This window comes from Variovorax sp. 10L426 (assembly GCF_056395305.1).
Genome location: NZ_JBFTJF010000002.1, coordinates 149050 through 161956, shown reverse-complemented (window position 1 = coordinate 161956; position 12907 = coordinate 149050). Strand labels below are relative to the sequence as shown.

General features: G+C 64.5%; 8 protein-coding genes. 1 reads left to right on the top strand and 7 read right to left on the bottom strand.

Annotation, left to right across the window (positions count from 1 at the left end; translation table 11 throughout):
• Positions 1–14: 14 nt before the first annotated feature.
• The 7 genes from AC1DHL_RS03415 to AC1DHL_RS03385 all read right to left on the bottom strand — a co-directional run bounded on the left by AC1DHL_RS03415 (position 15) and on the right by AC1DHL_RS03385 (position 11666).
• On the bottom strand, positions 15–2717 hold the full coding sequence (locus AC1DHL_RS03415; RefSeq protein WP_478160650.1) for a CoA-binding protein: 2703 nt from the start codon (positions 2715–2717) through the stop codon (positions 15–17).
• A gap of 32 nt (positions 2718–2749) precedes the next feature.
• Positions 2750–4036 (bottom strand): ATP citrate lyase citrate-binding domain-containing protein, encoded by a 1287-nt coding sequence (locus AC1DHL_RS03410; protein ID WP_478100128.1) that lies wholly within the window; start codon positions 4034–4036, stop codon positions 2750–2752.
• 117 nt (positions 4037–4153) lie between these two features.
• Complete coding sequence (locus AC1DHL_RS03405; protein ID WP_478100126.1) at positions 4154–5503, bottom strand: 2-hydroxycarboxylate transporter family protein; 1350 nt, start codon at positions 5501–5503, stop codon at positions 4154–4156.
• A 207-nt stretch (positions 5504–5710) separates the two neighbouring features.
• Positions 5711–7039: an eCIS core domain-containing protein gene (locus AC1DHL_RS03400; RefSeq protein WP_478160648.1), complete on the bottom strand. Its 1329-nt coding sequence runs from the start codon at positions 7037–7039 to the stop codon at positions 5711–5713.
• Between the two features lie 144 nt (positions 7040–7183).
• The gene (locus AC1DHL_RS03395; RefSeq protein WP_478160646.1) at positions 7184–8185 is read right to left on the bottom strand and encodes an ABC transporter substrate-binding protein; all 1002 of its coding nucleotides are present in this window, start codon (positions 8183–8185) and stop codon (positions 7184–7186) included.
• A 203-nt stretch (positions 8186–8388) separates the two neighbouring features.
• A complete protein-coding gene (locus AC1DHL_RS03390) occupies positions 8389–9999 on the bottom strand; it encodes an alpha/beta fold hydrolase (RefSeq protein ID WP_478160644.1) in 1611 nt (536 codons plus the stop codon).
• 20 nt (positions 10000–10019) lie between these two features.
• Complete coding sequence (locus tag AC1DHL_RS03385) at positions 10020–11666, bottom strand: AMP-binding protein (RefSeq protein WP_478100118.1); 1647 nt, start codon at positions 11664–11666, stop codon at positions 10020–10022.
• Between the two features lie 203 nt (positions 11667–11869).
• Between AC1DHL_RS03385 and AC1DHL_RS03380 the strand changes: the two genes are divergently transcribed.
• Complete coding sequence (locus AC1DHL_RS03380) at positions 11870–12904, top strand: AraC family transcriptional regulator (protein WP_478160642.1); 1035 nt, start codon at positions 11870–11872, stop codon at positions 12902–12904.
• The last annotated feature ends 3 nt before the right edge of the window (positions 12905–12907 follow it).

Below are 12907 nucleotides of genomic sequence, written 5' to 3'. Positions count from 1 at the left end.
ACGCGGTTCTCCTTCTAGGCCACGAAGACGCACCGCGACGCGGGCGTGCGCGTGTCCATGTTGCGGCCGCGGTTCATGTGGTCGTCGATCTCGGCGGCACAGCCCAGCATGCGCGGATACAGGAAGATGGTGAAGGCCGCCGTCTCCAGCGCATCGCCGCTGTATTCGCCTTTGAGATAAGGCTGCCACAGCATCTTCAGCAGCAAGGCCGCGATCACTGCGTCGATGTTCACGCAATAGACGTTGCGCGACACGCCAGCTTCGAACAACGTCTGCACCAGCGTGCTGTAGAAATCGTGGAAGACGTTGTACTCACCGCGGCGGGCGAGCAACTCGCGGATGAAAACTTCACGCGGGTCGTGATTGACTGGCTTGTCCTTGAACACCGGATGATTCACGCCGGGGATCTTCTGGATGTCCAGGCTGCCGCTGGTCTTCTTGTCGGACTTGTACTGCGCGTAGGCGTTGACATAGCGCAGCGCGAGTGCCTTCAGATCGATGCCGTGTGCGGGGTCACCCGGGTCGGTCAGGCCTGAGTCCTTGAACTGCTCGATCAGGAACGCAATGCCTTCGAAACCGTTGCCGCCATGCGCAAAGCCGGTGTGGGTCAGGAAACCGATCAAGGCCTTGTTCAACTGAACGCGCTCCGGGTCTTCCGGGCCGTCCGCCGACACAGCGCCTTTGGCGCCCTGCGCCGAAATCGTGCCCGGCCCGTTGGATAGCAGCAAGCCCACCAGCAACTGGAAACCATGGAGGTCGCTGGCGTTCGGCTTGAGGCCGAACAAGGCGGTGAAGGCGATTTCGCTGATGGGGCGACGCTCGAGGATGTCTGCAGCAGGGATGCCGCAGAAGCTGTCGGGCCCATGCTGATCGGCTGCGACCGACGCGCCGATCAGCGTGCCGAACAGATGCATCCACCAGGGCAGGCTTTCTGCCGTGAGGCGCGAGACGCGCTTGCGCATCAGCGGCCCCCAGGCCAGCGTCGTCGTGATGGCGGCCAGCATCGCATCCGCGGTCGGGTAGCCCGGCAAGCTTTCGAGGTAGCGCGCGAAAACCGATTTGGCGCCGCGCGAGCGCAGGCCCGCCAGCATCGACTGCGCGGCTGCATCGGGCTCGGTAGCGGTGAAGAGGCTGGTATTGGCGATCCGGACCTTGCCGGTGTCGAAAGTCTCGTCGAGCGCGTCGGTCAGGCCGGCCGTGGCAAAGCCTTCGATCAATGCGGCTACTGCCTTGCGCGCGCGGATCTGGCAACGCGGACCCACGATGCTCGCCGCTGCAGCCAACACGCTGTTGGGTGCATTGCCGGCTTCGCGTGCCGCCTGGGCCGCTGCGAGCGCTGGCTTGCCATGCAGATTGAGATGGGCACCGATCGCGACGTTGATCAATGCCCGGTCGTTCACGCCGCCCGCCTCGTGCAGCAGCGACAAGCTCACATTGGCTTCGAGCGGGTACTGCGCCGCATCGAGCATCGATGCGCCATGAAGGCTGGTCACCTGCGACTTGGGGTCCATCTGCGATGCGCCCGACGCGTCCTTCATGGTCTGGCGCGGCAACACCGCGCCGATCTGCCGGTTCAGCGCCGCGATCTGAAGCCCATAAGGCGCGGGTGCTTCCACGGTTGGAAGATCGAGCGCGACGGGCACCTGCAGGCCGCGATGGCTGTTGAACCAGCTCTTGAGCGCCAGGCTGCCTTCGGGCTCGAAGTCGGGTCGGCACGCGTTCTCCCGCATGACGGCGGTCAGCGCGGCGGGAATGTGGGCGATGTTCGTCACCACCGCACCCTTCGACGAAACCACAGGATCATCGGGCGTGAAGATCCGGTCCAGCCCGAACTTGTCGAGGAACCATTGCTCCTTCGATGCCGCGTCGTCCGCACCGCCCGCCATGGCGCCGGCGTGACCGACAGCGCGCGTGAGTTGCGACTTCCAGCGTCCCACGACGCAGGCCACCACTGGCTTGGTGAAGTGGGCGTCGAGTTCGTAGTAGCCGCCCGGCTCCACATACAGCACGGCCGCCTTGCTGCGGCTGTCGTTGGCCAGTGCGAACGCGAACTCGGGCGCCGCGAACTGGATGTAGACGTCCTTGCCGCTGGAGATGGCGGTGGTCGTGCCCCACCCCGCCATGCGCAGGTAGGTTGCGATGGTCGTCGTGAAGTTGCCGGAGTTCGAGTAGATCGCGATCGAGCCGCGCCGCAACGCTTCCTCGGGGCTGTCGCCGCCGAGTGCGCCGCCGATGCGCACCTGATTCCAGGTGTCCGCCACGCCGAGGCTGTTGCCGCCGAAGATGTCGACGCCGTTGGCCTGACCCATGGCGCGGATCTCGCGCGAGTCGCTCACGGCCAGCTTTTCGGTGACGATGAAGATCTTCTTCAGTTCCGGATTCACGCGGATCAATTCGGCCACACCGTCGCGCGCCGCCGAGGGCGGCAGGTAGATCACGCCGCAGTTGAAGCGATGCCCGGCGTTCAGGCCTTCGAGCACGTTGTTGTAGACGGGCACGTTGCCCATCGACGTTTCGAGGACTTGGCCGGCGCGTCCGGGCGACGTGCCGAAAACGACGTTGCCGCCCGAGTACACATGGCCGACCGGCGTGACCTCGCTGGACTCGCCGCCGAGGATGTTGAGCACGCACACCCGGTCTTCACGGGTGGCGATCTGTGCGAGGGAACTCACGCCGACGAAATACTTGAACTCGCCGACGCCTTGCTTGTTGTACATGGTGATCTCCTGGAGAGTGTTGGGGGTTGCGGTCAGGCGGCTTGCAGCGCGTTCATGCCGAGGCGGGCGGCGATCTGCTCGCGTCCGCCGGCCTTCATCCATTCGTCGATCTGCCTGGCGTACTGCACCACTTCACTCATGTCCGAATCGAAGCCGAAGAAGTTGTAGGGCACGCCGAGCGCGTCGAGCGTGTCGCGCATCGCGCCCATGCCTCGAACCAGGTTGGGTCCGCCACGGCCGATCACCACATACAGGGGCGTCGGTCCATGCTGGCTGAAGTGCTCGCGCAGCGCGTCGGCCATGGCGCGGAAGGTTTCGAAGATGTCGGTGTTGTTCGACTTGCCGCCGATGATGAACAGCACGTTGGTCTGCTTGATCCAGTGCTTGAAGCAGATGCGAGCCACCTCCTTCATCTTCTCGTAGGGTGGGTTGCCGCCGAAGTCCGAAGAGATGATGGCCTGGTCGCCCAGCATTTGCGTGACCAGCGAGTTGGCGCCGCCGCCGAACGTGGGCGCGAGGATGGTGCCGCGCGAGTTGATCACGTACACATCGCTTTGGCCCTGGTAGGTGCGCAGCTGATTGATCTCCTGCTCGAAATCGGAGTAGTCGACCGCGAAAAGGCTGTTCGGCAGGTTGAGGCGCTGCCAGCGCGGATCGTCGCGGTCGAAGCCGCACTTGAAGTCGCAGGCGATTGGCGTGAGACGACCCTTCTTGTCCTCGCGCATGCGGATCGGGTTGAGCTCCAGCGTGGTCATGCCGAAGTCGTGATACAGCTCCCACAGCTTGGGCAACTGCTGCACCAGCGGCGAGATGATCTGCTTGGGCGCACCGAGCGCAGACAGTGCATTGGCGACCACGAAGGCCTTGAGGCCGGTCAGCGGATCGAAGGGAATCTGCACGATCTGCGTCTTGTCGAGCTCCTCGATGTCCATGCCGCCGTGATGCGTGAGCGTCATCGTCGGCGCGCGGAAATGGGTGGAGTCGGTGATCGAGAAATAGATCTCGTGCTCGGCCGGCACGCCGGCTTCGAAGGTCACGCCATTGGCCTTGGAGACGACGTTGCCGACGCGGTGCTCGACGAAGTAGAGGCGCTCCTTTTCGGCCAGCGCAGTCTTCAGGTCCTTCGCCTTGCCGATCAGGCCGGCCTTGCCCTTCTTGCCGACGCCGCCCTTGAACACCGGCTTGATGAAGATCAGCTTGTGCTTGTCGAGCATCGCCTTGATCTCTTCCTCGCTGGCGCTTGGCCCCAGGACCTCGGTCGTCGGGAACCCGACGAACTGGAGCATTTTTGCTCCGTGCAACATACCTGTGACTTGCATGATGACTCCAAAGAAACAAAGAGGGAAACAAAGGAAAGGCGTGGCGCGCCTGGGAAGGCGCGTCAGGTACCGACTGACTGGAAGGTGCGCGCCAGGATGCGCGCCGGAGGTCGTGCGCTAGGAGATGCGCGCGAGGACGATCAGCACGACCGTCACGGTGATCGCGCCGCCGATGCGGGTTGCGATCTGCGCGAACGGCATCAGCGTCATGCGGTTCGCCGCCGTCAGGATGGCCACGTCGCCCGTGCCGCCCTGGCCGCTGTGGCATGCGTTCACGATGGCGGCCTCGATGGGGTACATCCTCATGAGCTTGCCGACGACCGCCCCGACCGACATCAGCGTCACCACCGTCGCCACGATGGTGATGATGGTCGGCAGGTTGAAGGCGGCGATCAGCTTGTCCCATGGCGTCAGCGACACGCCAATGGCAAACAGCAGCGGGTAGGTCACGGCCGTCGAGAAGAACTTGTAGACCACGAATGCGCCTTCCTGCAGTTGCGGCGAGACCGCTTGCGTCAGCTTCACGATGACTGCGATGAACAGCATCGCGACCGGCGCGGGCAGGCCGAAGAGGCGGTGGCACATGATGCCTACGAGATACAGCGTCAATGCGGTGATGCCGGCGGCGGCAATGTGCGTCACGTCCATGTGGCCGGTGATCTCCTCCCTCGACGTGTCCATGTCGTCATGCTCGCCGGGTTGAAGGCGGCCTTCGCCGGTGAGGTGCGGGTAGCGCTTGCCCACGAAGTTCAAGGTGCCCGCCAGGATGATGGCGGTCAGGCTGCCGAGCATGACGGGGGGAAGCACCGTCGCAAACAGAGCGCCCTGGTCCTGGTGGAGGATCTCGGCATAGCCGATCGACAGCGGGATGGCACCCTCCCCGACGCCGCCGGCCATGATCGGCACGACGATGAAGAAGAAGGTGTGGTGCGCGCCCAGTCCGAGCGCCGTACCCACGGCCGTGCCCACCGCGCCTGCGGCAACCGTGCCCGCCGCAAGGGGTACGAAGATCTTCAGGAAGCCCTTGATCAGCACCTGCCGGTCCATGCTCAGGATGCTTCCCACGATGATGGACGCAATGAACAGGTAGAGGAAGTTGCTGACCTTTGTGAAGTCGGTCGTGACCTTCACGATCTGGTCCGGCAGCACCTGGTAGTAGACGAGTGCCGAGGGGATGAAAGTGGCGAATATGGCCGCGGCGCCGATGTTGCGGATCACCGGAATCCGCTTGCCGATCTCGGCCAGCGTGAAGCCGAAGAAGGCGAACATCACAATCGCAAGCGAAATCTCGTTGGGCAGTTTGCCGGTGGCAACGAGGCCCGCGATGAGCGCGCCCGCCAACACGTAGATCGGCAGTGGAATGATGCCGATACGGAACTCCATGAGCTTCCACCAACCCTCGGGCCAAAAGCCCTTGTGGGTTGTCGATACGGCGGGCGGCGAAAGTGTCGCGTTGGGCGTCTTCATCAGTTGTCTCCTTGGCTAATCCGGGTGTCCCGCAAGCAAGAGCAACCGTCGTGCCACTGCCGGCGGTGGGCGTCGGTCCGCCCAAGTACTTGATTTCAAAGGAGATTTCTTGTCGTTCAGCAGCGCAGGGCCCAACTGCGCTACGACAAGTCGTGTGAGTGTCGGCTGCAGGCTATGGAAAGCCGTTCTGCCGGATTCGGGATTTCCCTAGTAGTGGTGGGGGACGATGTAGTCCGGAAGCTTCTTGAGTTCCGGATGATCGAAGATCACGGCCGCCTCCCTGTTGGTTATCGGTACCGCAGGAGGTCTGTAGTCGCTCGGCGAGCGGCCAAAGATCGCCTGGGCAAGATGAATGGCCCGCGCCATATGGAGTACCGCCGTCCGCGATGCGTTGGTCGCGTCGCGGGTCGTCTTGCCGGAGCGTGGGATATCTCCACCCTTCGAGAGGCGCAAGAAAAGGTCTAGCGCGACGCCCACGCCCGCGTTCAGCCCCACCCTGAGAACTGTAAGCCGCTGCTCCGGGGTCAAATCATCCAGCGATCGGACGGCAGAGTTACGCAATGCGGAGGCCCTTGACTGTATGGCGCCGCGCAGCACCTTTTCCTGCATCTTCAAGTAGACGCCGAAGGCAGCGACGGCCTTGTCCGCATCCAGCTGTCCTCGCGGTTTCAGCGCGCCTCCCTTCTTCTCGGTCGACGTGTCCCAGCTTTCTCCGGTAGGTTTGACATCGTCGTACTTCAGTCCAAGACCAGGATGTGCTGCGATGACGCTCTTGAGTTGAGGCTTCTCGCCCTTTCCGAACCAGTCGTCCAGCCCGAGCTTCTCCGATGGCACCGTGCCGGATGTACCCGACCATACGGAGGCTCCCTCCTCGGCCAAGAGCTCGGCAGCCAGGAGCCCGGGGTCGATATCGAGTTCCTTTGCCACACTCTCGACGCGCGCTCGGAGCCTCGTATTGGTCGTCAGGATCTCGTCCAAGTCCGTTCTGCCCAGCACCTCCGGCGTCGTCTCCGGCAGTGGCTTGTGCTCGGGCGCGCCCGTGACCGGTACGTATTCGTCTGGATCAGGAACAGACGAAGTGGGCTGGGCTGCGAACCCGATCCCGCTTGGTGCCTGCACACGCGCCTTGATGCCTGAACTCACTGCCCGACTTGCGGCTTCGGCATCTTGCTCTTGCGCTCGGCCGGGCGGTGAGCCGCCACGACTTTGCTGCACGACATGGGTCAGTTCGTGGGCGAGCAGTTGCACGCCGGCAGCCTTCCGAGGTTGGTACTCTCCCGGCGCAAAGACAACGTCGGAACCGACTGTGTAGGCCAGTGCGCCGAGTGCGCGGGCGCTATCTGCAGCGGTGCCCTCCGCATGCACGCGGACCGCCGAGAAATCGTGGCCGAAGTGTCGCTCCATGTCCCGTTGAACCGCAGGCTCCAACGCCTTGCCGGAGCCTCGTTTGGATGCAATGAAGGGAGCCGCGCCGATGGCAGACGTGCCCGTCGTCGATCGCCGGCTGGATGCTGGCTTCGCGGCGAACTTGCGCATCGGCATCCCCTTGTTTGTGAACGCGTTCACTGCAACTTGCGGCCCGCATTGCGGCCCTGCCGGGAAGCGGCGGGGGCGGCCGTGGCGTTGAGACAGTGAGTCTCAGTGGCGGCCACGGCAGATTGCAACTGACAGGACGTCATCTCAGCCGATGAACGCTCCTTGCGTGTTCAGCAGCGTCTGACTGACGAAGCTGCTCGCACGCGATCCGTTCATGTACTCGACGCGCCATCCATCCAGCTCGATGGGCTTGCGTCGCTGAAACTCCGAAAGCACCTTCGACCGCGTCGGATTGGGCCCCGCACCCGCGATCACCTGCGCGGCGTAACGGCCGGCCAGGTAACCAGCGAGACTGATCGGCGATGGCGGCTCATCGAACAGGCGCGCAAGCGCATCGCGATAGGCCCTCACCACCGCTACCTTGCTGGAGTGCGGGTTGGGCACGATCTGCGTGAAGATGATGGGGACCGACTTCCCGGGGTTCAATTGCATGAAGGTGTTGCTGTCCACGTCGGCGAGGCACACGACGTAGCGCTGCACGCCGCGCCCGCTCAGGCCACGGGTGAACTGTGCAAGCTCGATGCCCTCCCCCATGAAGACCAGGAAGAAAGGCGCGTCCGCACGCACCTTCGACGCGAAGACCGCCGGATCCTGCCCGACTGGAATGACCAGGCTGCGAACCTTGATCTTCAGCCTCTCGCCGATCGCCTCGGTGCCCGCTCGAAGGGCTTCGGCGTGGGCGGGGTTGGGGTACACCATGCCGAGCTCCGAGACGCCGAGATTGGCGAGGTTCTTGAGCACATAGCGAATCTGGTCTTCCCTCGAAGCGAAGAGGCTGAACAGGCGCGCATCGCCGTCGAACTGCGAATCGGCAAGCCAGGGCGCGACGTGGGCGATGTCCAGCCTGGCTTGGCTGGCCTCACTCAGGGTGGCCAGCGCCAGCCCCTCGCCCACCGATCCCAGCAAGGCCACCTGGGCTGGGTCGTTCTTGACGAGCTGGACTGCGTTTCGGGCCGCGAGGGGCGTACCGTCCGTCTCGACGGTGTAGAGCTGCGGTGCGGGAAGGTTGGCCTTCCTGAGTTCGGCAAATGCGAGGCGGATGCCGGTCGCATAGTCGCGCGACAACTCCTGTTGGTCGGGCGACATATCAAGCAACTGCGTGACCCGCGGTCCGGGTGATGGGGCGACAGCCATTGCTGGCACACCTGCAAAGGCGCCCAGCATGGCGGTTCCAGCCGCAGCCTGAAGCAGGCGGCGGCGCTGACGAGAGTTCGGGTGGTTCATCGATGCGAGGCTAAGAAGCCCACATGACAAAACTACGGCACAGTAGGTTTTTGGCGTGAAGTAGATCACGCTTGCTTAGGTTTTCTCCTCAGCCCGCGGCCGCAGTGACGAAGTCTTGAACGGAACGCGCCGCGCTTCGTGGCGGCTCGGGCCCTGGTCGAGTCAGCCATTCGTTTCGTGCACATAGGTCCCTGGTGCGGCTTCGCCGGCTGGATGCTCGGCGCTTCCTCGTTGACGAAGTACTTGGCCTTCGCGTTTCCCGGGGGATTGATGAGGCTCTGGATGTGTCCGCTGGAGGAAACCACCATGGTCACCTTGCCGCCCGGCATGTGCGCCGTGCGATAGCAGTCGCGCCAGGGCGTGATGTGGTCGGTGATCCCTGCGACGGCATAGCGGTCCACGGTGATCTTCGAGATGTCGATCGGCGTGCCCGCGACGTTCAGCGCGCCGGGCTCGGCGAAGCTGCCCTTGCCGACCGCATCGAGGATCTCGGCGTGAAACTTGGCCGGCAGCCGGGTCGTGTCGTTGTTCCAGTAGAGCACGTCGAAGGCCGGCGGTGCATTACCCATCAGGTAGTTGTTGACCCAGTAGTTCCACACCAGGTCGTTGGGGCGCATCCATGCGAAGACACGCCCCATGTCCTTGCCCTCGAGCACGCCCTTGCCGGCTGACGCGGCCTTGGCCAGGGCCAGCGTCCTGGGCGATGCGAACAGGCCGAGCTGCGAGTCCTCGCCCTGCTGCAGCACCGCGACCATCTGCGAGAAGGACTTGACGCTGCGGTCCTTCCTTGCCACGAGATGCGCCAGCAGCGCAGTGACGGTCATTGCGCCCGAGCAGGCGCCCTGGATATTCACGTCCTTGCTGCCGGTGATCTCCTTGACCGCGGCCAGCGCTTCCACGAGACCATGCACGAACTCCGACAGGCCCCAGTGGGCGTGCTCGCGCGTCGGGTTGCGCCAACTCACCGCGAAGACCTGGAAGCCGCTCGCGACGAGGAACTCGATCATGCTCTTGCCGGGCGCGAGGTCGAAGGCGTAGAACTTGTTGATCTGCGGCGGCACGAGCATCAGCGGCCTCGCGTGGACCTTGGCGGTCGAAGGCCGGTACTGGATCAGCTCGAGCACCTCGTTGCGGAACACGACTGCCCCGGGCGACACGGCCAGGTTGCCTCCGACCTCGAAGGCGCTCTTGTCGACCTGCGCGGGCATGCCGTCGTTGTGCCGCATGTCGGCAGCGAAGTTCTTTAGCCCGTCGATGAGGTTGCGGCCGCCGGTCGCGACCGTTTTCTTCAGCGCCTCGGGGTTGGTCAGGAGCCCGTTGCTCGGTGACAGGGCCTCGGTCATGAGGCCCGTGAGCATCTTGGCGCGCTGGGCCTTCTTTGCTTCCAGGCCCAGGTCGTCGATGAAGCCGCCCACCGCGTTCGTCAACGCCAGGTAGCCCTGCATGTAGCGCTTGTGGAACGGGTTCTGTTGCCAGCCTTCGCCGCTGAAACGGCGGTCGCCCGGAGCGGGCGCGATATCCGAGCGGCCCGCGATCACCTGCGCGAGGTCGCGCACGGCGTTCGCTTCATGTTCGAGCACAGTCAGCGGCGCCCGGAACGCGCGGCCGGCGATGTCGCCTGCGGCGGCGATCAGGTCGTCGGGTCGGGTCGCGATGCCCTGCAAAAGCGTGGTCATGATCGATGCTCCCTGGAGGTTCAAGAGGCGGCAAGGTCGCGCAGCTCGCGCCGCAGGATCTTGCCGACCGTGCTCTTGGGCAGGCTCTCGGTGAAGCTCACGATCTTGGGCACCTTGTAGGCCGTGAGCTTCGAGCGGCAGTGCGCAAGAATCTCGTCCGCGGTCAGCGCGACGCCTGGCGCCTTGACGACGATGAGCTTCAGCGCCTCGCCGGTCCTGGCGTCCGGGATGCCGATGCAGGCGGATTCGGCGACACCGGGGCAGCTTCCGACCACGGCCTCGATCTCGTTGGGGAAAACGTTGAAGCCCGAGACGATGACCATGTCCTTCTTGCGGTCGACGATCCGCAGAAAGCCGCGCTCGTCGATCTCGCCGACATCGCCCGTGCGGAAGTAGCCGTCCTCGGTGAAGGCGGCGGCATTGGCCTCCGGCTGGTTCCAGTAGCCGCTCATCACTTGCGGCCCCTTGGCGCAGACCTCGCCGGGCTGGCCGATCGGCACTTCGTTGCCGCTCTCGTCGAGCAGCTTGATGTCCGTGCCGGGCACGGGCAGGCCCGTGGTGCCCGTGAAGTGCTGGATCGCCTCCGGGTTGAAGCTGAGCACCGGACTCGTCTCCGACAGGCCGTAGCCCTCGCGGATGAAGCTGCCCGTGATGCCCTTCCATTTCGCGGAGGTGGCATCCAGAACCGCCGCCCCGCCGCCGCCCGCCAGCCGCATCCTGGAGAAGTCGACTTCGCCGAGGCGGGGGCTCATCGTCAGTCCGGCATAGAGCGTGTTCACGCCCATGAATACGGTGGGCCGCGCCTCCTTGAGCACGTCGATGAAGGCATTCATGTCACGCGGGTTGTCGACGAGCCAGTTCTCGGCGCCCACCGAGAAGTAGGTGATGAAGTTCACCATGAGCGCGAAGATGTGATAGAGCGGAATCGCGGTCACGACGACCTCGGCGCCTTCGCGGGTCGCGTCCGGCATGAAGGCCTTGAACTGCTGCGTGTTGGCGACCAGGTTGCCGTGCGACAGGCAGGCACCCTTCGAGACGCCGGTGGTCCCGCCGGTGTATTGCAGGAACAGCGGGTCGGCCGCGTCGAGCGCCACCGGCCGGCGCTGCAGCGTCGATCCCCGCCGAAGCAGCTCCGGGAAGGCGATGCTCTCGCCGATCCGTGGGTCCACCGCGGGTCCGGGGAGAGCGACATTGCCGCCGTCCCCGCGCGAGACCGTGATCACCGATCGGATGCGCGTCCGGGGCAGGATCTCGGCCAGGGTGGGCGTGGCGCCATCGAAGACCACGATGACCTCGCTGCCCGAGTCGTTGAGCTGGTGCTCGAGCTCGCGGGCCGTGTAGAGAGGGTTCACGTTGACCTGCACCGCCCCGGCGCGCACGATGCCCAGGAAGGCGATCGGAAAGGCCAGCAGGTTGGGCATCATGACCGCGACGCGGTCGCCCTTGCGGATGCCGAGTTCGTGCTGGAGCGATGCCGCGAAGGCAGCCGATTGGCGGTCCACGTCGGCATAGGTCAGGGTCTGGCCGAAGGCGCGGAAGGCTGGCTTGCCGGCGAATCGCGTCATCGCGTCTTCGAGCATGGCCGTCACGGAGCGGTGGGCGTGGAAGTCGACGTCGGCTGGAATGCCGTAGTCGAGGTAGCTGGCGAGCCAGGGCTGGGATCTCATGAAACGCTGTCCTTTGCGTGGATGGTCGAACGAATGCGCGGGCCGGGAGAGCACATGGGGCTGCGGGCTTCATCGGTGTTCGTCGCAGTGCCTCTCGTCTCGTGTGGCTGTATCGTAGAAATCCATGCCAATGCCGTCAGTGACAATGGCGGCCAGTTTTTTGGCTTTGCGGCATACAGCACGCGGAACGTGGAGACATCGACATGCGGCATCACGGGAATCGCACGACTTCGGCGGCGTGGGTCGGCGGCATCGTCGACATGCTCGAATCGGAGGGACTCGACGTGCACGCGATGTTCAAGGAGCTGGACATGGACATGGCCGGCCTCACCCGAGTGGATGCGCGCATTCATACCGAGAAAGTCAGCGGCCTGTGGCGCCTGGCTGCGCTGCGTTCCGGCAATCCGGCCATCGCGCTGACGGCGCCGCGCATGGCCCAGCTCGCCAGCTTCGAGGTCATGGGCTACGCGATGATGTCCTGCGCCAATCTGCGCGCCGGGCTCGAACGGCTGGCGCGCTACCTGCGCATCGTGACGGAGGCGGGCGAGGTCAGGATCGAGCCGGCCGGCAACGAGTGCCGGCTCGGCTTCGAGCTCTACGGTGGCGAACAGCCCGTGCCGCCTCAGCGGTACGAATTCGATCTCATGACCTTCATCGCGTTCTGCCGCTGGATCTCGGGGCGCGAAATCCATCCGAAACGGGTGGACCTCGCACAGCCTGCACCCGCAGACATGCGGCCCTATGCCGATGCGTTCCAGTGCCCGCTTCGCTTCGATGCAGCGGGCTACGGCGTCATCTTCGACAACGCCGACCTCCTGCGCCCCTTGCCGACATCCAATCCCATGCTGGCCGAGATGCACGAACGCCTCCTCGGCGAAGGGCTCGAACGGCTCGGCGACATGAAGATCACCCATGACGCGCGCGCCGAGATCGTGCGCAGGCTGCCCGAAGGCGAACCCAAGCGCGAAGATGTCGCCGTTGCGCTCTGCATGAGTGAGCGAACCCTGCAGCGGCGACTGCAGGACGAAGGAACCTCCTTCCAGCAATTGCTGGACAGTACGCGCCGCGAGCTCGCCCAGCAGTACTTGCGTCAGCGCAGCGTCTCGCTGGCACAGACCACCTACCTGCTCGGCTTTTCCGACCAGAGCATCTTTCACCGGGCCTGCAAGCGCTGGTTCAACGCCTCGCCTGGCAAGTACCGCAGCAGTTCCAGGATCGAGTCCAGCGCCATCGCCTGACGA

Coding starts and splice junctions, on each gene's coding strand:
- AC1DHL_RS03410 (WP_478100128.1), bottom strand. CDS start 4,036: ATGCAAGTCACAGGTATGTTGCACGGAGCAAAAATGCTCCAGTTCGTC.
- AC1DHL_RS03390 (WP_478160644.1), bottom strand. CDS start 9,999: ATGACCACGCTTTTGCAGGGCATCGCGACCCGACCCGACGACCTGATC.
- AC1DHL_RS03395 (WP_478160646.1), bottom strand. CDS start 8,185: ATGTCGCCCGACCAACAGGAGTTGTCGCGCGACTATGCGACCGGCATC.
- AC1DHL_RS03400 (WP_478160648.1), bottom strand. CDS start 7,039: ATGCGCAAGTTCGCCGCGAAGCCAGCATCCAGCCGGCGATCGACGACG.
- AC1DHL_RS03415 (WP_478160650.1), bottom strand. CDS start 2,717: ATGTACAACAAGCAAGGCGTCGGCGAGTTCAAGTATTTCGTCGGCGTG.
- AC1DHL_RS03380 (WP_478160642.1), top strand. CDS start 11,870: ATGCGGCATCACGGGAATCGCACGACTTCGGCGGCGTGGGTCGGCGGC.
- AC1DHL_RS03385 (WP_478100118.1), bottom strand. CDS start 11,666: ATGAGATCCCAGCCCTGGCTCGCCAGCTACCTCGACTACGGCATTCCA.
- AC1DHL_RS03405 (WP_478100126.1), bottom strand. CDS start 5,503: ATGAAGACGCCCAACGCGACACTTTCGCCGCCCGCCGTATCGACAACC.